Annotated in this window: 19 protein-coding genes; 6 read left to right on the plus strand and 13 right to left on the minus strand. The window is 59.7% G+C overall.

Annotated features, from left to right (window positions below; all coding sequences use genetic code 11):
• Positions 1-35: 35 nt before the first annotated feature.
• The 3 genes from PSH64_RS28610 to PSH64_RS28620 all read right to left on the minus strand — a co-directional run bounded on the left by PSH64_RS28610 (position 36) and on the right by PSH64_RS28620 (position 3,338).
• Positions 36-971 (minus strand): SdiA-regulated domain-containing protein, encoded by a 936-nt coding sequence (locus PSH64_RS28610; RefSeq protein ID WP_305479328.1) that lies wholly within the window; start codon positions 969-971, stop codon positions 36-38.
• A 268-nt stretch (positions 972-1,239) separates the two neighbouring features.
• A complete protein-coding gene (locus PSH64_RS28615) occupies positions 1,240-1,905 on the minus strand; it encodes a fumarylacetoacetate hydrolase family protein (protein ID WP_105340757.1) in 666 nt (221 codons plus the stop codon).
• Positions 1,906-1,943: 38 nt separating this feature from the next.
• Positions 1,944-3,338 (minus strand): FAD-binding oxidoreductase, encoded by a 1,395-nt coding sequence (locus PSH64_RS28620; RefSeq protein WP_305481218.1) that lies wholly within the window; start codon positions 3,336-3,338, stop codon positions 1,944-1,946.
• A gap of 204 nt (positions 3,339-3,542) precedes the next feature.
• Here PSH64_RS28620 and serA point away from each other — a divergent pair, with 204 nt between their 5' ends.
• The gene (serA, locus tag PSH64_RS28625; RefSeq protein ID WP_105340755.1) at positions 3,543-4,772 is read left to right on the plus strand and encodes a phosphoglycerate dehydrogenase; all 1,230 of its coding nucleotides are present in this window, start codon (positions 3,543-3,545) and stop codon (positions 4,770-4,772) included.
• Between the two features lie 77 nt (positions 4,773-4,849).
• Here serA and PSH64_RS28630 read toward each other — a convergent pair whose 3' ends face one another.
• Positions 4,850-5,275 carry a DUF4399 domain-containing protein gene (locus PSH64_RS28630; protein WP_105340754.1) on the minus strand — a complete coding sequence of 142 codons (426 nt, stop codon included), beginning with the start codon at positions 5,273-5,275 and terminating at the stop codon, positions 4,850-4,852.
• Between the two features lie 136 nt (positions 5,276-5,411).
• Between PSH64_RS28630 and PSH64_RS28635 the strand changes: the two genes are divergently transcribed.
• The gene (locus PSH64_RS28635; protein WP_305479329.1) at positions 5,412-5,996 is read left to right on the plus strand and encodes a transporter substrate-binding domain-containing protein; all 585 of its coding nucleotides are present in this window, start codon (positions 5,412-5,414) and stop codon (positions 5,994-5,996) included.
• Between the two features lie 123 nt (positions 5,997-6,119).
• Here PSH64_RS28635 and PSH64_RS28640 read toward each other — a convergent pair whose 3' ends face one another.
• Positions 6,120-6,605, minus strand: coding sequence for a DUF523 domain-containing protein (locus tag PSH64_RS28640; RefSeq protein WP_305479330.1), 486 nt, complete (start codon positions 6,603-6,605; stop codon positions 6,120-6,122).
• A gap of 2 nt (positions 6,606-6,607) precedes the next feature.
• Positions 6,608-7,240, minus strand: a complete 633-nt coding sequence (locus PSH64_RS28645; RefSeq protein ID WP_105340751.1) for a 2OG-Fe(II) oxygenase — start codon at positions 7,238-7,240, stop codon at positions 6,608-6,610.
• A gap of 133 nt (positions 7,241-7,373) precedes the next feature.
• On the opposite strand from PSH64_RS28645, the gene PSH64_RS28650 reads away from it, so the two are divergent.
• Positions 7,374-8,126, plus strand: a complete 753-nt coding sequence (locus PSH64_RS28650) for a DUF2059 domain-containing protein (RefSeq protein ID WP_018928642.1) — start codon at positions 7,374-7,376, stop codon at positions 8,124-8,126.
• A gap of 40 nt (positions 8,127-8,166) precedes the next feature.
• Here PSH64_RS28650 and PSH64_RS28655 read toward each other — a convergent pair whose 3' ends face one another.
• A complete protein-coding gene (locus PSH64_RS28655; protein ID WP_305479332.1) occupies positions 8,167-9,114 on the minus strand; it encodes an alpha/beta hydrolase in 948 nt (315 codons plus the stop codon).
• A gap of 97 nt (positions 9,115-9,211) precedes the next feature.
• Here PSH64_RS28655 and PSH64_RS28660 point away from each other — a divergent pair, with 97 nt between their 5' ends.
• Positions 9,212-9,790 (plus strand): DUF6436 domain-containing protein, encoded by a 579-nt coding sequence (locus PSH64_RS28660; RefSeq protein ID WP_105340749.1) that lies wholly within the window; start codon positions 9,212-9,214, stop codon positions 9,788-9,790.
• A 97-nt stretch (positions 9,791-9,887) separates the two neighbouring features.
• A complete protein-coding gene (locus PSH64_RS28665; protein ID WP_305479333.1) occupies positions 9,888-12,299 on the plus strand; it encodes a penicillin acylase family protein in 2,412 nt (803 codons plus the stop codon).
• 140 nt (positions 12,300-12,439) lie between these two features.
• On the opposite strand, the gene PSH64_RS28670 is transcribed toward PSH64_RS28665, so the two are convergent.
• Positions 12,440-13,405 carry a GlxA family transcriptional regulator gene (locus PSH64_RS28670; protein WP_305479334.1) on the minus strand — a complete coding sequence of 322 codons (966 nt, stop codon included), beginning with the start codon at positions 13,403-13,405 and terminating at the stop codon, positions 12,440-12,442.
• A 238-nt stretch (positions 13,406-13,643) separates the two neighbouring features.
• Here PSH64_RS28670 and PSH64_RS28675 point away from each other — a divergent pair, with 238 nt between their 5' ends.
• Positions 13,644-14,285, plus strand: coding sequence for an HD domain-containing protein (locus PSH64_RS28675; RefSeq protein WP_305479335.1), 642 nt, complete (start codon positions 13,644-13,646; stop codon positions 14,283-14,285).
• Positions 14,286-14,424: 139 nt separating this feature from the next.
• Here PSH64_RS28675 and PSH64_RS28680 read toward each other — a convergent pair whose 3' ends face one another.
• From PSH64_RS28680 to PSH64_RS28700, 5 genes are all read right to left on the minus strand, one after another.
• On the minus strand, positions 14,425-15,315 hold the full coding sequence (locus tag PSH64_RS28680) for an ABC transporter permease subunit (protein ID WP_105340745.1): 891 nt from the start codon (positions 15,313-15,315) through the stop codon (positions 14,425-14,427).
• Positions 15,312-16,193: an ABC transporter permease subunit gene (locus PSH64_RS28685; protein WP_172901220.1), complete on the minus strand. Its 882-nt coding sequence runs from the start codon at positions 16,191-16,193 to the stop codon at positions 15,312-15,314. Before PSH64_RS28685 ends, PSH64_RS28680 begins: the two co-directional genes overlap by 4 nt.
• Before the next feature lie 35 nt (positions 16,194-16,228).
• Entirely contained in the window at positions 16,229-17,371 is a 1,143-nt protein-coding gene (locus PSH64_RS28690; protein ID WP_105340744.1) for an ABC transporter ATP-binding protein, read from the minus strand.
• A gap of 61 nt (positions 17,372-17,432) precedes the next feature.
• Positions 17,433-18,530 (minus strand): polyamine ABC transporter substrate-binding protein, encoded by a 1,098-nt coding sequence (locus PSH64_RS28695; protein WP_105340743.1) that lies wholly within the window; start codon positions 18,528-18,530, stop codon positions 17,433-17,435.
• Between the two features lie 237 nt (positions 18,531-18,767).
• Positions 18,768-19,862 carry a polyamine ABC transporter substrate-binding protein gene (locus PSH64_RS28700; protein WP_105340742.1) on the minus strand — a complete coding sequence of 365 codons (1,095 nt, stop codon included), beginning with the start codon at positions 19,860-19,862 and terminating at the stop codon, positions 18,768-18,770.
• Positions 19,863-20,007: the final 145 nt, after the last annotated feature.

Consider the following 20,007-nt stretch of genomic DNA (forward strand, 5'->3'; position numbering starts at 1 on the left):
CCACACATGTGTGGGCGAATGTTTTGGGGGGCTGGTTAGTTTTGCGCTGGTTTTTTGAAGACGTAGAACAGGTTCGGCTCGCTCACCATGTACAGCGTGCCTGCTTCGTCCATGGCCACGCCTTCGGCACGGGGAATGGTTTTCTTCAGGCCGTTGAAACCACCGAGCAAGGTCATGAAACTGACTTGCTCACCCTTCTCGTCCAGTTCCAGCAACAAGTGAGAGTCGGCGGACAGCACCAGGGTGCGGCCGGTGCGCGGATCGATGGCCAGGGCTGACAGGTTGCGGACATCCAGTTCGTCGCTGGACAGTTTTTGCTTGTCACCCTTGAGGATCTGGCTGCCATCGCTTTTCCAGCTGAACAGCGCAGGTGGACGCTCTTCACCCAGCAGCAGTTGCTGGCGACGGGCATCCCAGACGACGGCTTCGAAGCCTTTATTCTGGTTTTTCGAGGGGCCAAGATCGTATTTCGGGAAATTGGCGATGTTCAGCTCGCGCGTATCGGCATCGACCTTGACGATCGAGAGCAGGTGTTCGCGCTCATCGGTAATCGCCAGCAAACCATTGCCCATTACCGTCACCCCTTCCGGGTTGCTCCAACCCACCAGCGGCATTTTGCGCAACACGTCGCCTTGCAACGTCAGCTCGACCAGGAACGGATTCTTGCCCATCACGGAGAACAGGGTTTTGGTCTGCGGATCGTAAGACACGTCCGATGCTTCGTCCTTCTCCATGCCCGGCAGCAGTTTGGCGTCGATCACCGCCCGATAGTCCGGCAGCCAGACACTCTCTTTGCGTTCGGCAGGGCTTTCGAAGCGCTCCTTCACCCAGAGCACACCGCGATCATCCCAATGCATCGCAAACGCAAGGCCATAAGCAGCGACCGCCACCAGTAAAAGCCAGGAATACCAACGCATGACAAAACGCGAGCGGCGGGCAGTTTTCAGCTTGGGCAGCGATTCGATGGCCATTCAGGGATGCGTTCCAGAAATTCAGGCTATGGGTAATAGCACATTGGGTCAGGCTCAGATGCCATAAGCCCCGGAATTATCCAGACAAAATGTGAAAAAAACGGGAAATGGCCGGATTGCCCTATGTGGGCAAACGCAGTTTGCAGGGAAGATCACAAAACCAATGTGGGAGCGGGCTTGCTCGCGAATGCGGTATGTCAGACAACATGAAGTCGACTGGCACACCGCATTCGCGAGCAAGCCCGCTCCCACAGGGTTTTGTGTTGAATCAGAGAACGCTGCTGGTAAAGCGGCTGACACCCGGCAATTCGAGTACCAGTTCATCACCGACATTCAGCGGACCAACGCCCACCGGCGTGCCGGTGAGGATCACATCCCCGGCCTGCAGCGAGAAGCAGCCGGCCATGTACTGGATCATCGGCACGATCGGATTGAGCATGTCCTTGCTGTTGCCATCCTGGCGGACTTCGCCGTTGATGGTCAGACGGATGCCGATGTCGGTCAGGTCGGCAAACGTGCTGCCGGCCACGAACGGCGCAATCACCGCCGCGCCGTCGAAGGACTTGGCGATTTCCCACGGTAGGCCCTTGGCTTTCAGCTCGGCCTGTTTGTCACGCAGGGTCAGGTCCAGGGCCGGGGCGAAGCCGGAGATCGCATCCAGCACTTCTTCACGGCTCGGCCTGGTCGACAATGGCTTGCCGATCAACACGGCGATTTCCGCTTCGTAGTGCACCGAACCACGTTCGGTCGGAATGCTGAAACCGCCTTCCAGCGGCACCACGCAACTGCCGGGCTTGATGAACAGCAGAGGTTCGGTGGGCACCGGGTTGTCCAGTTCCTTGGCGTGTTCGGCGTAGTTACGGCCGATGCACACCACTTTCCCCAGCGGGAAGTGAATACGCGTGCCGTCGACATACTGGTGCTGATAGCTCATTGACCGACTCCTGCTTCGTGCTCTTAAAGTTCGAAGAATCAAACAGCGAAAATCTTGCCCGGGTTCATGATCCCGTTCGGATCGAACACCGCCTTGACGGCTTTCATGTACTCGATCTCAACCGGCGAGCGACTGTAGGTCAAGTAATCACGCTTGGTCATGCCCACGCCATGTTCGGCGGAAATCGAACCGTTGTACTTCTCGACGGTTTCAAACACCCACTTGTTCACGGTAGCGCACTTGGCGAAGAACTCGTCCTTGCTCAGGTTATCCGGCTTGAGGATGTTCAAGTGCAGGTTGCCGTCGCCGATATGGCCGAACCAGACAATTTCGAAGTCCGGGTAGTGTTCACCGACGATCGCGTCGATTTCCTTCAGGAACGCCGGGACTTTCGACACAGTGACCGAAATGTCGTTTTTGTACGGCGTCCAGTGGGAGATAGTTTCGGAGATGTACTCGCGCAGCTTCCAGAGGTTCTGCAACTGGGTTTCGCTCTGGCTCATCACACCATCCAGCACCCAACCCTGCTCGACGCAATGTTCGAAGGTTTCCAGGGCGTGGTTGGCCACTTCATCGGTGGTCGCTTCGAATTCCAGCAGCGCATAGAACGGGCAGTCGGATTCGAACGGGGCCGGCACGTCGCCGCGCGCCATGACCTTGGCCAGGGCTTTATCGGAGAAGAATTCGAACGCCGTCAGGTCAAGCTTGCTCTGGAATGCATGCAACACCGGCATGATCGAATCGAAATCGGCGGTGCCGAGGACCATCGCGGTGAGGTTCTTCGGTGCACGATCAAGACGCATGGTGGCTTCGACGACAAAGCCCAGGGTGCCTTCGGCGCCGATGAACAGTTGACGCAGGTCGTAGCCGGTGGCGTTCTTGATCAGGTCTTTGTTCAGTTCCAGCAGATCGCCCTTGCCGGTGACGACTTTCATGCCGGCCACCCAGTTGCGGGTCATGCCGTAGCGAATGACCTTGATCCCGCCGGCATTGGTGCCGATATTGCCGCCAATCTGACTGGAACCTGCCGAAGCGAAGTCCACCGGGTAGTACAGACCGTGCTCTTCGGCCTTGTTCTGCAATTGTTCGGTGACCACGCCCGGCTGACAAACCGCCGTGCGATCGGTCAGGTTCACGTCGAGAATCTGGTTCATGTAGTCAAAGGACACGACCACTTCGCCATTGGCCGCCACTGCTGCGGCAGAAAGCCCGGTACGACCGCCGGACGGCACCAGGGCAACCTTGTGTTCATTGGCCCAACGGACAATGGCCTGGACCTGCTCGGTGGTCTTGGGAAACACAATGGCCGTCGGGGCCGGCGCGAAATGTTTGGTCCAATCCTTGCCGTAAGCGTTCAGGGAGTCGGCGTCGGTCAGCACCTTGCCAGGCTCAACCAGGGTCTTCAGCTCATCAATCAGCGCAGGATTGGTCATCGACAGAACTCTCGAACAATTCATGGTCATCCTGAGTACGCTTCACGTCGCAGAATGAGTGTTAGCAGGTCGCATATGCTAGCATACCGACCCCGCAGGATAGTGCCCAAAGGCTGTTCTGCGGCGACGGCTTTCTTGCCGTCCGGGTCAGCTCTGGCTGCTCCCTTCCCTGCCATTTTTTCTCCGGGACACAGGTTTACGCAGATGAGCAAGACTTCTCTCGATAAGAGCAAGATCAAGTTCCTTCTTCTCGAAGGCGTCCACCAATCGGCTGTCGACGTCCTCAAGGCGGCGGGCTACACCAGCATCGAGTACCTCACGGGTTCTCTGCCGGAAGCCCAGCTGAAGGAAAAGATCGCTGATGCTCACTTCATCGGCATTCGCTCCCGCACTCAACTGACCGAAGAGATCTTCGATCACGCGAAGAAGCTGGTGGCTGTCGGCTGTTTCTGCATCGGCACCAACCAGGTCGACCTCAACGCGGCTCGCGAACGCGGCATCGCGGTATTCAACGCGCCGTACTCCAACACTCGCTCCGTAGCCGAGCTGGTGCTGGCCGAGGCGATCCTGTTGCTGCGCGGCATCCCTGAGAAGAACGCTTCCTGCCACCGTGGCGGCTGGATCAAAAGCGCAGCCAACTCCTTCGAAATCCGGGGCAAGAAGCTGGGTATCGTCGGTTACGGCTCGATCGGTACGCAACTGTCGGTCCTGGCGGAAGGCTTAGGGATGCAGGTGTACTTCTACGACACCGTGACCAAGCTGCCACTGGGTAACGCCACCCAGGTCGGTAACCTGCACGAGTTGCTGGGCATGTCCGACATCGTCACCCTGCACGTTCCGGAAACCGCTGCCACCCAGTGGATGATCGGCGAGAAGGAAATCCGCGCCATCAAGAAGGGCGGCATCCTGATCAACGCCGCTCGCGGCACCGTGGTCGAGCTGGACGCCCTGGCGGACGCGATCAAGGACAAGCACCTGATCGGCGCGGCCATCGACGTCTTCCCGGTGGAACCACGCTCCAACGAAGAAGAGTTCGAAAGCCCGCTGCGTGGCCTGGACAACGTGATCCTGACCCCGCACATCGGCGGTTCCACCGCTGAAGCGCAGGCCAACATCGGTCTGGAAGTAGCGGAAAAACTGGTCAAGTACAGCGACAACGGTACTTCGGTATCGTCCGTGAACTTCCCGGAAGTGGCCCTGCCGGCTCACCCTGGCAAGCACCGTCTACTGCACATCCACGAGAACATTCCGGGTGTGATGAGCGAGATCAACAAGGTCTTCGCCGAAAACGGCATCAACATTTCCGGTCAGTTCCTGCAGACCAACGAGAAAGTCGGCTACGTCGTGATCGACGTCGATGCCGAATACTCGGACCTCGCGCAAGAGAAGCTGCAGCACATCAACGGCACCATTCGTTGCCGCGTGTTGTTCTGATCGCGTTTTGAGCGACAAAAAAGGGAGCTCCGAGGAGCTCCCTTTTTTACGGCCGCTTTTTCATGGCAGCGGAAAAGTTACTTCACATTCACGGTGATTTTCTTCGAAACGATCGGCGGATCGAACGGCATGTGGCCGCTGTCGCCCAGTTCGAGCTGCAAGGTGTGCTTGCCCGGGGCAAGTTTGATTTCAGCCTGGGTCTGTGCTTTGCCGAAGTGCATATGGTTGGCATCCATTGGAATCGGAGCCCCGGCAGCCGGTAGTTTGTCGACATCGATCAGCAGATGGTGGTGCCCAGTGTTTTTGGTGGGATCGCCCGCTGGCGCCAGCGCGATTTCCTTGACGCCGAATTTCACGGTAAAGGTTTGCGCGACCGTGGCTCCGTCTGCGGGAGATACGATGAACACTTCTGCCCCCTTCGGAGCCGGGGTGGCGGCCCCGGCCAGCGCCGAAACACCCATCAGCACACCAGCCAATGCTGCACGTGACATAAAGCTTTTCATTCTCTTCTCCAGTTTTTCCGTAAAATTCGCTCGACCGTGACAACTTAACGGCCATTCGTTGTCGAAGGCACTCGATAACCATAGCAAAGCGAGCCTGAACAGCGCGTCGCGATAAAATGAATTCAAAGGAGTGACCATGCGCTTTTTGCCTGGCCTGATCTGCCTGCTACCCCTTTTGAGTCCTTTGGCTCATGCCGAACTGATGGACGATGTAAACGACCGCGGCGAATTGCGCATTGCCCTTGAGGCTAATACACCGCCCTTCAATTTCAAGGAAGGCGACAAACTGACCGGGTTCGAGGTCGAGTTGGGTCAATTGCTGGCCAATGAGCTGGATGTACGACCCGACTTCGTCGTCACCGACTCCGGCGATCTGTTGGGCGGCGTCGAAAGCGGCAAATATGACGTTGCCATCAATCACATAGCACTGACCCCGGACCTGAAGGATCGTTTCGACTTCAGCGAACCTTACATTCATACCGATGCGCAATTGATCGCGCAGAAAGAAGAGCAACCGCGCTCAATCCTGTTGGTGCAGTCGCTGACGGAGCAAAAACCGAAAGCCACCCCTGTGAGCCTGGCGATTCCGTTTCAGAAGGGTAATCCGGCGTTTCATGCCAGCCTTGAGAATGCATTGCAGCGGATCAAGGCCGATGGCCGGCTGGAGGGACTGGAGCAGAAATGGTTTGGGGTGGATGCAGATGTGGCGCCGAAACCATAAAGCACTGAAGAGTTAATGTGGGAGCGGGCTTGCTCGCGAATGCGGTGTGTCAGCCAACATTGATGTCGACTGACACTCCCTCTTCGCGAGCAAGCCCGCTCCCACATGTTTTTTTGCCGGGCGTCAGGTCAGGGCTGCCAAAGCCTGCGCCGCTTGCAGCAACTCCAGTTCGCTGAAGACTTGCACACCATTGCGCTTGAGCAACGCGGCAGTCACGCCCTCACCGCTGACCTTCACGCCACTGAATGTCCCGTCATAGGTCAGCAGATTCCCGCAGGACGGGCTGTTGGCCTTGAGCACGGCAATGTGGATGCCATGTTGCCGCACCAGTTCCAGCGCTTGATAAGCCCCCGAAAGAAACGCGGCACTGACGTCCTCGCCCTCGGTGGTGATGACCGATGCATGGCCATCAAGTACTTCACCGCCCTGCCCACCGGGAATTTCCGCAGCGGCCCTGGGTGTCGGCAAGCCGCCGGCGACTTCCGGGCACAATGGCACCACCCGGCCTTCGGCAATCCACTGTTGCAACAGATCGAACGGTCCGCTGGCCCCGCCGTCGTAACGGACGCGGTGGCCGAGCAAACAACGACTTACCAGAATCTTTTGCATGATCAGAACGGCTCGTTGCCACGACGGCGGAACCAGCCCGTCAACGACAGGCGCTCCCGGGTCGCGGGCAGGACTTCATGGGGCACCTCGCCGGACAGGAACACCACCAGGCATCCGCCGGTAGGCACCACATCGTGTTCGACGCCTTCATCCAGGTACATGCGCAACTGACCGCCGTGCTCGGGCAACCAGGCCTCATTGAGGTAGATCACCGCCGACACCATGCGCCGGTCGTCATCGCGGAAACGGTCGACATGCTTGAGGTAGAAAGCGCCGGGCGGGTACAGGGCGAAATGGCTTTCAAAATCTTCCAGGCCCAGGAACAAACCGCGATTCATCGCCTCACGCAGGCTGTCCATCAACCCCAGGTAACTGTCGCAGGCTTCGGCCTGACCGGGTTCGATCCACTGGATATGGTCGCCGCGAATGCCCTCGCGGATCTCCGAAAACGGCCCGCGCCCCACGGCAGCGGGTGCAAGTTCGCCTTCGGCGGCGCGTTTGCGGCACTCGGCCGCCAACGCCCGGGTCAGATCCAGAGGCAGGAAAATATTCTGCCGCGACCAGCCGCGCGCAGCCAAGTCGTCGACGATACGTAACAGCAGCGGGTGATCAGAGGGTATGTGCATGGCGCGCATAGTATTCCTGTGCCCGCAAATCCGACAGAGCCACGCAGCGGAGGATTGGTCGGATAAGGCACTCAACCTGATACGAATTCTCGACAAGTGCGAATGCCGCACGGAGAATAGTCGCCTGCTGACAGGAGTCCCTATGCGTCGCTTGCTTTTCTCACTGTTGATGTTCTGCGTTTTGCCCGCCTGGGCGGACGGCCACGACCAGTTGTACAAGGTCGCCGGTTGGCCAGAACAACGCGCGCATTTCAACGACGCTCTCTCGGCCGCTCAGCAGCGCTATCAGAACAGCTTGCCACCGGCAGTGTTCCAAGCCCTGGTCGACAACAGCAATCTACGGTTCGCCCCCAAGGCCATGGACCAGCGCGCCGAAGCGCAACTGCGCAAGAAGCTCGCCGACCCGAAACCTGCGCTGACCTTCTTTCAATCGCCCCTGGGCAAGAAAATCGTCGCCGCCGAACTGCTGGCGACCCGTCGCGATCAATTGGCGAAAAACGCCAAGGGCTTGCCGAAGATGCAGGCCAGCGATACCCGTCAACTGATCATCGGCCACCTGGCCCAGGCCCTGCCCGCCCGCGAGGCCGGCGCCGAGGTCAGCCTGGCGATCGCAGGCGTCGCGGCCGACAGCCTGAGTTCGATGATCCCCGGCCTGCTCGGCAACGGTCAGGCTCAAGGCATGTTGAACGGTCAGCGCCAGCGCCTGATGGAGCAGATCGGCGCCGACCTGAACAACACGCTGCTGTATGTCTATCGCGACCTGTCGGATGACGAACTGGAAGAGTTTTCGACCTTTGCCGAGTCCTCTGAAGGCAAGGCTTATTACCAAGCGGCATTGGCGGCGATTCGGGCGGGGTTGGCGGTGGGGCAAAGTACGTCGAGCCTGACCCAGTAATCTGCAGCGACTGGTAGATCGCTATCGCGAGCACTGGCCGCTAAAGATTCCGCCCCTTCATCCGCCGGGTCAAAAACCCGAAATACTCCTGCCGCAACTCCGACGACTCATTCGCCAGATGGTGCCGCGCCTGCGGCAGCATCAGCACCTGGGGCCGATCGAACTTGCTCCGCAACACTTCGAGGTTGTGTTCCCAATCCACGGTCATGTCCGCTTGCCCCTGCACGATCAGCGGCCGCCGCGGACTGCCCGGTGCCGCTTCGATACGCTTGATCCACTGCCCCAGCGCACCGACCCACGCCGTGGGCAGGCGCAGCGGTTGCAGCGGATCGGCTTGCAGGAACGCGAGGAAGTCAGGGTCGTTGGAGTTCTCGCTGAAACGCCGGGCGATGCCTTTGACAAACGGTTTGAGCAAGTAATAACTGAGCCGCGACCAGCCCCAGGCTCGGGGCCGCACCAAAGGCGACAGCAGAATCACCTGCCCCTGGGCCGGACTGTTCGCGCCTTGATTGAGCACATGATCGATCACGATCGCCCCGCCGGTGCTTTGCCCGCACAAGTGCCAGGGCTGCGGCAGGCCCAACGACTGCGCCTCGGCCAGCAGGCCTTGCAGGGCGCTCTGGTACTCGGCGAAGTCCTTGATACTCGCCCGTTCGCCACTGGACAAGCCATGCCCCGGCAGGTCACAGGCGATTACCGCAAATCCCTGGTCCAGCGCCCACTCGATCACATGCCGGTAGAGCCCGGTGTGATCGTAGAAGCCGTGAAATAGAAACAGCGTCGCCTTCGCCCGCTCGGGCCACCAGAGCTGGCTGACCACTTCATAACCCTCGACCTCGAAACGCCCCAAGCCACGGCGCAGGGTTCGCTGTGGAAAATCCAGCCCGTAAAAACGCTGATAGGCCATGGCCTCCGTCGACAGCGGCTGCCACTCGGCCAATGGCCGCAGGCCGGCGCGCAAATGATCGGGGTCGAAAGTGGCAGACATGGGCTATTCCAGAGCGCTAAACGGACTTTATCGGCCTGCGATATTCATCTGTCGCGGCAAGCATGGCAAGCTAGCCGACCTTCGAGGATTGAAACCCATGCGTCCGGCCTACCGCACCACACTGCTTGCCAGCCTGCTCGCCCTTGTGTGTGTCGGCGCGCTGTGGGCCGCTTACGACTGGTTTCAGGGACGCTACCTGCGAGCCTTCAGTTCGCACACCGCCGTGTTCTCCGGCGACCCGTTGCGCCTGCCGGACGAACTCGCCGGCCCTGGCGCCATCCGCCTGGTGCACTTCTGGGACCCGGCCTGCCCGTGCAATGTCGGCAACCAACAACACCTGACCGAACTGGTTGAGCACTATGCACCGCAAGGCGTCGAGTTCTATACGGTACAAAAGCCCGGCAGCCACGGTCAGTTGCCCGGCATCTTGAGCCGCCTTAAAACCATCACGGTCCTGCCAGGTTCCGAACAGATCCCCGCCAGCCCGGCGGTGGCGATCTGGGGGCGCGACGGCAAGCTGGCGTATTTCGGTCCGTACAGCGAAGGCCTGACCTGCAATTCGAGCAACAGTTTTATCGAGCCCATCCTGCAAGCGCTGAACGAAGGCCGGGCGGTGAACGCCACCCACACACTGGCTGTGGGTTGCTACTGCCCGTGGCCTGCGATGGTGAAGTAAGGCATTCCCGACTTTTCCAGGGCCGCGATTCCCGGAGGTCTGTGCTACACGTTTGCAGCCCACACGGGCGGCAATCCCGAAAGAACAAGGAGCCACCATGAAACGCGTCCTGACCGTACTTGCCTTGCTGATCGTCATACTCATCGCCGGGGGCGGCTGGTATGTGTACAGCAAACAACCGACGCGCCAGGGCCAGGTGGCGTTGCAGCACCTGCAAGGTTCAGTGACCGTGCGCTACGACGAGCGCGGCGTGCCGCATATCCGCGCCGAAAACGAAACCGACCTCTACCGCGCCCTCGGCTACGTGCAGGCCCAGGACCGACTGTTCCAGATGGAAGCCGTGCGGCGCCTGGCCCGTGGTGAGCTGGCCGAAGTCCTCGGCCCGAAACTGCTCGACACCGACAAACTGTTTCGCAGCCTGCGCATCCGCGAACGTGCTGACAGTTACGTGGCCACGCTGGATCGTCAGTCGCCGGCGTGGAAGGCCCTGCAAGCCTATCTGGACGGCATCAATCAATATCAGGACAGCCACGCCGCGCCAGTAGAGTTCGACGTGCTGGGGATCCCCAAGCGCCCTTTCACCGCCGAAGACAGCATCAGCATCGCCGGTTACATGGCCTACAGCTTTGCCGCGGCGTTTCGCACCGAACCCTTGCTGACTTACGTGCGCGACCAACTGGGTGCCGAGTACCTGAATATCTTCGATCTCGACTGGCAACCCAACGGCGTACTGGCCAAAAGGCGCGCCAGCCCTGCGCCGGTCCTCGCCGCCAGTGACTGGAAAGACCTGAACGCCCTCGCCCGCCTGAGTGAGCAGGCCCTGGCCGACCACGGCCTGCCGCAATTCGAAGGCAGCAATGCCTGGGTGATTTCCGGCAACCGCAGCAAAAGCGGCAAACCGCTGCTGGCCGGCGACCCGCACATTCGCTTCTCGGTGCCGTCGGTGTGGTACGAGGCGCACCTGTCGGCGCCGGGCTTCGAGCTGTATGGCTACCACCAGGCGCTGGTGCCGTTTGCATTTCTCGGCCACAACCTGGACTTCGGCTGGAGCCTGACGATGTTCCAGAACGACGACTTGGACCTGATCGCCGAGAAGGTCAACCCGGACAACCCGAACCAGGTCTGGTATCGCGGCAAATGGGTGGACATGGTCACCACCGAACAACAGATCGCAGTGAAAGGCCAGTCACCGGTCACATTGACGCTGCGCCAGTCGCCCCACGGCCCGATCGTCAACGATGCGCTTGGCACCGCCGCCGGCAAGACGCCGGTCGCCATGTGGTGGGCGTTCCTCGAGACCCCGAATCCGATCCTCGACGGCTTCTACCAGCTCAACCGCGCCGACACCCTGGCCAAGGCCCGCGCCGCGGCCGCCAAGGTTCAGGCACCGGGGCTGAACATCGTCTACGCCAACGCCAAGGGCGACATTGGCTGGTGGGCCTCGGCGCTGCTGCCCAAGCGTCCGGCCGGGGTGAAGCCCGGTTTCATCCTCGATGGCAGCACCCCACAGGCAGACAAGGAAGGCTTTTACCCGTTCAGCGCCAACCCACAGGAAGAGAATCCGGCGCGGGGCTATATCGTCTCGGCCAACTTCCAACCGGTGTCGCCGACCGGCATGGAAATTCCTGGTTACTACAACCTCGCCGATCGCGGGCAGCAGCTCAATCGCCAGCTCAGCGACAAGAACGTGAAATGGGACAACGAGGCCAACCAGAAGCTGCAACTGGGCACCACCACCGCCTACGGTCCACGTTTGCTGGCGCCGTTGTTGCCGGTGCTGCGTGAAGTGGTGAGTGATCCCGCCGAGCTCAAGCTGGTGGAACAACTGGCGCAGTGGAGCGGCGATTATCCGCTGGAATCCATCAACGCCACGCTGTTCAACCAGTTCCTGTTCAACCTCGCCGACGCAGCCATGCGCGATGAACTGGGCAATGACTTCTTCGAAACGCTGCTCCCGACCCGGGTGATCGACGCCGCACTGCCGCGTCTGGCGGCCTCCGCCGACTCACCGTGGTGGGACAATCGCAACACCCCCGGCAAGGAAACCCGCGCCGATACGGTCAAGGTGGCCTGGCAAGCGAGCATGGCTCACCTCAAGACCACCCTTGGCAACGATTTCACGCAATGGCAATGGGGCAAGGCGCACACCCTGACCCACGGCCATCCGCTGGGGATGCAAAAACCGCTGGACCAGATCTTCAACGTTGGCCCATTCGCCGCACCCGGCACCCACGAAGTGCCGAACAACCTCTCGGCCAAGATCGGCCCGGCGCCATGGCCCGTGACCTACGGTCCGTCGACGCGGCGGCTGATCGACTTCGCCGACCCGGCCCACAGCCTGACCATCAACCCGGTCGGCCAGAGCGGCGTACCATTCGACAGCCACTATGCCGACCAGGCCGAGGCGTATATCGAAGGGGTTTATTTCCAGGCAAATTTCAATGAGGAAGAAGTGACGGCCAACACTCGCAGCACGTTGAGGCTGTTGCCGGCGCGGACTGCACAATAGGTCGGAATATTTGTTGGCCGGGCTGACCTCTTCGCGAGCAAGCCCGCTCCCACAGTTGATCGAGTTGCCCAAACAGCCACGGTCTAATGTGGGAGCGGGCTTGCTCGCGAAGAGGCCCTCACAGGCAACACAAATTGCCGCTAAACCATCGCCGCAAAATTCATCCTGAACTGCTGCGGCGTCACCCCCAGCCTGCGGTTGAACACACTGCGCATGTGCTGGGCATCGCGAAAGCCGCACTGGTATGCCACGGTTTTCAGCGGCGCACAGGTGCTTTCGAGCATCACCCGCGCCGCGTCCACCCTCGCCCGCTCGACGAATTCCGCCGGGGTGATTTTGGCCTCTTTGGCAAACACTCTGGAAAAGTTGCGCGCGCTCATGTTGGCGGCGTTGGCCAGGTCGGCAATGGTCAGGTCGCCATTAAGGTTGGCCATCACATAGAGCTGAGCCAGCGCCACCGCCGAAGTGGGCTCGGCGTGAGGTGTGAGAAACGGGCTGAACTGCGATTGCCCACCCGAGCGCTGAGTGAACACCACCAGTCGCTTGGCCACGCTGAGCGCCACGTCCGGCCCGTGATCCCGGGCCAGCAGATACAACGACAGATCGATCCCCGCAGTGACCCCGGCCGAGGTGTATAGCTCGTCATCCTGCACATACAAACGATCAGCCTCGACCTGAGTCGAGGGGCACAACTGCGCCAGCGCCGCGGCGTCGCCCCAATGGGTGGTGACGGTTCGCCCATCGAGCAGTCCGGCCCGGGCGAGCATGAAGGCACCGTTGCAGATCGAGCCGAAGCGTTGCGCCCGCGCGCAGGCCTCTTGCAACCAGGTATCGAACGCCGCACCAAAACTCAGGAACGGCAACTGCGGCCCGCCCGCCACCAACAGCAGGTCATAAGCCTCCAGCGCTTCGCTGAAATGCCGATGGGCATTGAGTGACAAACCGTTTGAACAGGCCATCACCCCATGTTCGACACCGATCACCTCCAGCCGATAGTGATCTTCCGGTGCCAGGAAGCGATTGGCTTCGGAAAACACATCCATGGGGCCGGTGACATCCAGTGACTGGACGCCGGCGAACATTACGATGGCAATGGTTTTGTGCATGGCATGAAACACCTTCTATGGCACTGGACTAGATATCAGCTATCACTCGCCCCGTAGCAGCTGCCGAGCCTGCGAGGCTGCGTTCAACCCTAGCCAATTCAGGCCCGACAAGCGAGGTTGGCGCGATATGCCTGCTCATTGGCCGGGATCGCAGCCATGGATCGATTGTCCGGTTTCGGCGGCACGAACAGACTGACTCCATCAGCGCCGCCACGGCGTTCCCCATGAGGACAGCACCATGAGCAGCATCATCGCCGGCATCAAGATCCCCGACAGCGCATTGGCCAGGGCCACCACTGAATACATTCGCGACGTCGAGTCCGACCTGCTGTACCACCACTCACGCCGGGTATTTCTGTTCGGTGCCTTGAGCGGTGAGCGCAAGCAACTGGCCTACGACCCGGAGCTGCTGTACGTCGGTGCGATGTTCCATGACTTGGGCCTGGTGGAAGGTCATCGCAGCGATGACGAACGCTTCGAAGTCGACAGCGCCAACGCCGCCAAAGCCTTCCTCACACCCTATGGTTTGTCTGACGACGATATCGAACAGGTGTGGCTGTCGATCGCCCTGCACACCACGCCGGGGGTACCGCAACACTTGCGTCCCAACGTGGCACTGGTGACTGCCGGCGTCGAAATGGATGTGCTGGGCATCGACTACGCAGCATTTTCCACCGTGCAGCGTGAAGCAGTGGTGCATGCGCATCCACGAGGTGAAGGGTTCAAGGAATGCATCCTGTGTGCGTTCGCCAATGGCTTCAAACACAAACCCGACAGCACGTTTGGCACCGTGAACGCGGATGTGCTGGTGGACAGCGAGCCGGGCTTCAAGCCGATGAACTTCGTCGAGATCATCCGCAAATCGCCTTGGGTGGCATAAAAACCAATGTGGGAGCGGGCTTGCTCGCGAAAGCGGTGAGTCAGTCAACATGGATGTTGAATGTCGGTCCGCCATCGCGGGCAAGCCCGCTCCCACAGGGATTTGGGCTTGCCACGCAACGGTGGTCAACCCATCGGGCTCAAGCCGCTTCCGGCGCCTGCGCCCGACGTATGTCCGGTTGCTTCCAGGAGTCGGCAGCGGCCTCCTCGATGGCCTGCTGGATTGCACGCTTGCGAATTTCTTCAGCACGGCGGCTGAAGAACCAGACCAGGAAGGTCACCAGCGATACCGCCAGCAGAATCAGACTGGCCACGGCGTTGATCTCAGGCTTCACGCCCAGGCGCACCGCCGAGAACACTTCCATCGGCAGGGTCGTGGAGCCCGGACCCGACACGAAGCTCGCCAGCACCAGGTCATCCAGGGATAACGCGAACGACATCATGCCCCCCGCCGCCAGCGACGGGGCGATCATCGGGATGGTGATCAGGAAGAACACCTTCCACGGCCGCGCCCCCAGATCCATGGCCGCCTCTTCGATGGACAGGTCCAGCTCACGCAGACGCGCCGATACCACCACGGCCACGTACGCTGCACAGAACGTGGTGTGAGCGATCCAGATGGTGACGATGCCGCGCTCCTGTGGCCAGCCGATCATCTGCGCCATGGCCACGAACAGCAGCAACAACGACAGACCGGTGATCACTTCGGGCATCACCAGCGGTGCGGTGACCAGGCCGCCAAACAGTGTGCGGCCCTTGAAGCGGGTGATGCGGGTCAGCACGAAGGCCGCCAGCGTGCCCAGCGCCACTGCCGCAATGGCGGTGTAGCAGGCGATTTCCAGCGAACGCACCACCGAGCCCATCAGCTGGGTGTTGTCGAGCAGGCCCACATACCATTTGATCGACCAGCCGCCCCACACCGTTACCAGTTTCGAGGCGTTGAACGAATAGATCACCAGAATCAGCATCGGCGCGTAGATGAACAGCAGACCCAGCACCAGCATCAGGTTCGAGAAACGGAAGCGCTTCATTCTTTACCCTCCATTTCCTTGGCCTGACTACGGTTGAACAGGATGATCGGCACAATCAGGATTGCCAGCATCACCACCGCCAGGGCAGACGCCACCGGCCAGTCGCGGTTGTTGAAGAACTCTTGCCAGAGCACCTTGCCGATCATCAGGGTTTCCGGACCGCCGAGCAGTTCCGGGATCACGAACTCCCCCACCACCGGGATGAACACCAGCATGCAGCCGGCGATAATTCCGTTTTTCGACAGCGGCACGGTGATCTTCCAGAAGCTGTTGAAGTTGCTCGAACCCAGGTCCGACGCGGCTTCCAGCAGGCTGTGATCGTGTTTCACCAGGTTGGCGTAGAGCGGCAGGATCATGAACGGCAGATAGGAGTAAACCACCCCGATATAGACTGCCAGGTTGGTATTGAGGATCTGCAACGGCTCGTCGATCCAGCCCATGCTCATCAGAAAACCATTGAGCAGTCCGTTGTTGCTGAGGATGCCCATCCACGCGTACACGCGGATCAGGATCGCGGTCCAGGTCGGCATCATGATCAGCAGCACCAGCACCGTTTGCAGCTCTTTGCGGGCGGTGGCAATGCCATAGGCCATCGGGTAGCCGATCAGCAGGCAGAGGATGGTGCTGAACAGCGCCATCTTCAGCGAGCCTAGGTAAGCGGCGATGTACAACTCGTCATCGCCCAGCATCGCGTAGTTGGCCAGGTTGAGCAGCACCTGCAGTTTCTGGTCAACGAAGGTGTAGATCTCGGTGTACGGCGGAATGGCCACGTCGGCTTCAGCGAAGCTGATCTTCAGGACGATGAAGAACGGCAGCATGAAGAACATGAACAGCCAGATGAACGGAACCCCGATGACCAGCTGACGGCCACCGGGAATTATTCGATTGAGCCGGCGTTTGAGTTTGCGCATGTTCATGAGCGAAGTACCACGCCGCTGTCGTCTTCCCACCACACGTAAACCTGGTCACCCCAAGTCGGGCGCTGGCCACGGCGCTCGGCGTTGGCGACGAAGGACTGCACCAGCTTGCCGCTCGGCAATTCGACGTAGAACACCGAATGGCCGCCGAGGTAGGCGATGTCGTGCACCTTGCCGCTGGACCAGTTGTGTTCGCAGGTCGGCATTTCGGCCGTCACCAGCAGTTTTTCCGGACGGATCGCATAGGTAACGGACTTGTCCTGCACCGAGGTGCTGATGCCGTGACCCACGTAGATATTGCGGTCCAGGTCCTTGCAGGTGATCAGCGCATGGCCCTCGGCGTCATCCACCACTTCGCCTTCGAAGATGTTGACGTTGCCGATGAATTCGCAGACCAGCCGGCTGGTCGGGGTTTCGTAGATGTCGATCGGGCTGCCGATCTGGGCGATCCAGCCCAGGTGCATGATCGCGATGCGCTCGGCCATGGTCATGGCCTCTTCCTGGTCGTGGGTCACCATCACGCAGGTAACGCCCACGCGCTCGATGATTTCCACCAGCTCCAGCTGCATCTGCGAGCGCAGTTTCTTGTCCAGCGCCCCCATCGGTTCGTCGAGCAACAACAGCTTCGGCCGCTTGGCCAACGAACGCGCCAGGGCCACTCGCTGCCGCTGGCCACCAGACAGTTGATGCGGTTTGCGCTTGGCATACTCGCTCATCTGCACCAGCTTGAGCATCTCGGCCACGCGGGCATCGACCTCGGCCGCCGGGATCTTGTCCTGCTTGAGACCGAAGGCGATGTTCTGCGCCACGGTCATGTGCGGGAACAAGGCGTAGGACTGGAACATCATGTTGATCGGCCGCTCGTAGGGCGGCATGTCGGTGATGTCTACGCCATCGAGAAAAATGCGCCCCTCCGTGGGCCGTTCGAAACCTGCCAGCATCCGCAGCAAGGTGGATTTGCCCGAACCCGAGCCACCGAGCAAGGCGAAGATTTCGCCTTTCTTGATTTCCAGGGACACATCGTCCACGGCAATCGTCTCGTCGAACTTTTTGGTGACCCGGTCGATTTTGACCAACACCTGTTTAGGTGATTGGTCGCCCTCGAGGGCTTTCTTATAGGCGCCGGAGGCAACTGCCATTTACGAAACTCCCAACAGAATTTGCAGTTCGCTCAACGTGGCGAACCTGGATAGTTTGACGCTATTTGCCCGACTTGACCTTGGTCCAGCTGCGCGTCATCAAACGTTGTATGTTCGGTGGCAACTCGATGGACACGTACGTCTTGTCGAGGACCGCTTGTGGTGGATAAACCGATGCGTCGGTACGTATGGACTGCTCCATCAATTTGTCCGACCCGGGGTTTGGGTTGGCATAGCCGACGGTATCGCTGACCTTGGCAATCACTTCAGGCTTGAGCAAATAGTTGATGAAGGCGTGGGCTTCCTTGACGTTGGCCGCGTCCTTGGGGATCGCCAGCATGTCGAACCAGAGCGCTCCGCCCTCTTTCGGAATCACGTAGGCGATGTTCATGCCTTTGCCAGCTTCAGCCGCGCGGGCCTTGGCCTGGAACATATCGCCGGAAAAACCGATCGCGACGCAGATGTCGCCATTGGCCAGGTCCGCGATGTACTTCGAGGAATGGAAGTACGTCACATAAGGCCGCACCGCCAGCAGCTTGGCCTCGGCTTTTTTGTAGTCTTCGGGGTTGGTGCTGTTGGCGTTCAGGCCCATGTAGTTGAGGACCGTGGGCATCATTTCATCGGCGGAGTCGAGGAACGCGACGCCGCAGCTGTGCAGTTTCTTGATGTTCTGCGGCTCGAACACCACATCCCAGGAGTCGATCTTGTCCAGCCCCAGCACAGCCTTGACCTTGTCGACGTTGTAACCGATGCCGTTGGTGCCCCACAGGTACGGCACGGCGTATTGGTTACCCGGATCGTTCTGCTCCAGGCGCTTGAGCAGCACCGGGTCGAGGTTGGCGTAATTAGTCAGCTTCGACTTGTCGAGCTTCTGGAACGCGCCGGCCTTGATCTGTTTGCCCAGGAAGTGGTTGGACGGGACGACCACGTCATAACCGGTACGCCCGGCCAGCAATTTGCCTTCCAGGGTTTCGTTGGAATCGAATACGTCGTAAATCGGCTTGATACCGGCGTCTTTCTGAAAGTCCGCCAGGGTGGTCTCACCGATGTAGTCCGACCAGTTATAAATGTGCACCGTGCCGGCAGCCTGGGCACTGACGGCAAGCGTCAGCCCGGCGCCGACCAGCAGGGCACTGCGCAACAAAGAAAAAACAGGCAAGTGGAGGTCCTCTAAAATTAGTTGGGCCCAAGTTGCCCCGCGCTACATGACAGCCATGGCTGCCTGACAACAAAACCGGCGCGCAACTTACCCTCGAAAAACCGTTCCAGCAAACTTTATGAAGATCCTGTAGCAGCCGCCGCAGGCTGCGTTCAACCGCGAAGCAGTCGTGCTGTCGAAAAGCGGAGATCCTTCGGACCTCAACGCAGCCTTCGGCAGCTGCTACAGGTTTATGACTTATTTACCGGATTTGATCTTGGTCCAGCTGCGGGTCAGCTCACGCTGGGTAGCGGCTGGCAAATCAGCGATCGCATACAGCTTGGCCTGTACTTCTGGAGTCGGATAGATGCCCGGATCCGAGGTGATTTCCTTGCTCACATACTGGGTGGCTTCCGCATTACCGTTAGGGAAACGCACGGCGTTGGTAATGTCAGCCATTACTTTCGGTTGCAGCAGGTAGTTCATGAACTTGTAGGCCCCCTCGACGTTTTCCGCATCCTTGGGGATTGCGACCATGTCGTAGAAGCTGCCAGCACCTTCTTTTGGAATGGCGTAGCTGACTTTCACCTTGTCACCGGCTTCGGCAGCGCGGGACTTGGCTTGCTGAACGTCACCCGAATAACCGACGGCTACGCAGATGTTGCCGTTGGCCAGGTCCGAGATGTACTTCGAGGAGTGGAAGTAGGTAATCGAAGGACGAATCTTGAGGAACAGTTCCTCGGCTTTCTTGATGTCTTCTTTCTTCTGACTGTCGGTTGGCAGACCCAGGTAATGCAGGGCGACCGGCAGCATTTCGGTAGGCGAATCCAGGAAGCTCACACCGCAGCTCTTGAGCTTGGCGATGTTCTCGGGCTTGAACAGGGTGTCCCAGGAGTCGATCGTATCGACGCCCAGCGCTGCCTTGACCTTCGCAGGGTTGTAACCGATACCGATCGAACCCCACATGTAAGGAAATGCGTGTTTGTTGTCCGGGTCGCTGACGGAAACCGCTTTAAGCAGCGATTTGTTCAGGTTGCCGTAGTTGGACAGCTTGGACTTGTCCAGCTCCCGGTAAACCCCGGCCTTGATTTGCTTGGCGAGGAAGTTGTTCGACGGCACGACGATGTCGTAGCCGGACTTACCCGCCAGCAACTTGGCCTCCAGGGTCTCGTTGCTGTCGAAAACGTCGTACACCACCTTGATCCCGGACTCTTTCTCGAAGTTCGCGATGGTGTCCGGTGCGATGTAATCGGACCAGTTGTACACGTGCAGCACTTTGTCGTCAGCCTGAACGGCGCCCGCCATCACGCCCATCAGGGACATGGCGAGGAGGGTCTTGCCAGCTATCTTCATACCTAATGCCTTCATGGGTAATGCTCCAATTTTTCTTTTTTAACCACGTGCTCAGCGGCCAGTCACAGGGCATCCGAACAACCGTTAGTCTGGCAAGATCCAAGGCAGGCTTTCAAGGAAAGCCCCATCCTTTGTTTGCACTGGG

Origin of the sequence: Pseudomonas sp. FP1742 (genome assembly GCF_030687145.1) — a bacterium.
In the GTDB taxonomy this organism is placed as follows: domain Bacteria; phylum Pseudomonadota; class Gammaproteobacteria; order Pseudomonadales; family Pseudomonadaceae; genus Aquipseudomonas; species Aquipseudomonas frederiksbergensis_D.

Bases quoted from the DNA above. Each gene is read 5' to 3' on its own strand.
- PSH64_RS28655 (WP_305479332.1), bottom strand. From the start codon at position 9,114: ATGTCTGCCACTTTCGACCCCGATCATTTGCGCGCCGGCCTGCGGCCA.
- PSH64_RS28635 (WP_305479329.1), top strand. From the start codon at position 5,412: ATGCGCTTTTTGCCTGGCCTGATCTGCCTGCTACCCCTTTTGAGTCCT.
- PSH64_RS28665 (WP_305479333.1), top strand. From the start codon at position 9,888: ATGAAACGCGTCCTGACCGTACTTGCCTTGCTGATCGTCATACTCATC.
- PSH64_RS28675 (WP_305479335.1), top strand. From the start codon at position 13,644: ATGAGCAGCATCATCGCCGGCATCAAGATCCCCGACAGCGCATTGGCC.
- PSH64_RS28610 (WP_305479328.1), bottom strand. From the start codon at position 971: ATGGCCATCGAATCGCTGCCCAAGCTGAAAACTGCCCGCCGCTCGCGT.
- PSH64_RS28650 (WP_018928642.1), top strand. From the start codon at position 7,374: ATGCGTCGCTTGCTTTTCTCACTGTTGATGTTCTGCGTTTTGCCCGCC.
- PSH64_RS28660 (WP_105340749.1), top strand. From the start codon at position 9,212: ATGCGTCCGGCCTACCGCACCACACTGCTTGCCAGCCTGCTCGCCCTT.
- PSH64_RS28700 (WP_105340742.1), bottom strand. From the start codon at position 19,862: ATGAAGATAGCTGGCAAGACCCTCCTCGCCATGTCCCTGATGGGCGTG.
- PSH64_RS28620 (WP_305481218.1), bottom strand. From the start codon at position 3,338: ATGACCAATCCTGCGCTGATTGATGAGCTGAAGACCCTGGTTGAGCCT.
- PSH64_RS28645 (WP_105340751.1), bottom strand. From the start codon at position 7,240: ATGCGCGCCATGCACATACCCTCTGATCACCCGCTGCTGTTACGTATC.
- PSH64_RS28630 (WP_105340754.1), bottom strand. From the start codon at position 5,275: ATGAAAAGCTTTATGTCACGTGCAGCATTGGCTGGTGTGCTGATGGGT.
- PSH64_RS28670 (WP_305479334.1), bottom strand. From the start codon at position 13,405: ATGCACAAAACCATTGCCATCGTAATGTTCGCCGGCGTCCAGTCACTG.
- PSH64_RS28615 (WP_105340757.1), bottom strand. From the start codon at position 1,905: ATGAGCTATCAGCACCAGTATGTCGACGGCACGCGTATTCACTTCCCG.
- PSH64_RS28690 (WP_105340744.1), bottom strand. From the start codon at position 17,371: ATGGCAGTTGCCTCCGGCGCCTATAAGAAAGCCCTCGAGGGCGACCAA.
- PSH64_RS28640 (WP_305479330.1), bottom strand. From the start codon at position 6,605: ATGCAAAAGATTCTGGTAAGTCGTTGTTTGCTCGGCCACCGCGTCCGT.
- PSH64_RS28680 (WP_105340745.1), bottom strand. From the start codon at position 15,315: ATGAAGCGCTTCCGTTTCTCGAACCTGATGCTGGTGCTGGGTCTGCTG.
- serA (WP_105340755.1), top strand. From the start codon at position 3,543: ATGAGCAAGACTTCTCTCGATAAGAGCAAGATCAAGTTCCTTCTTCTC.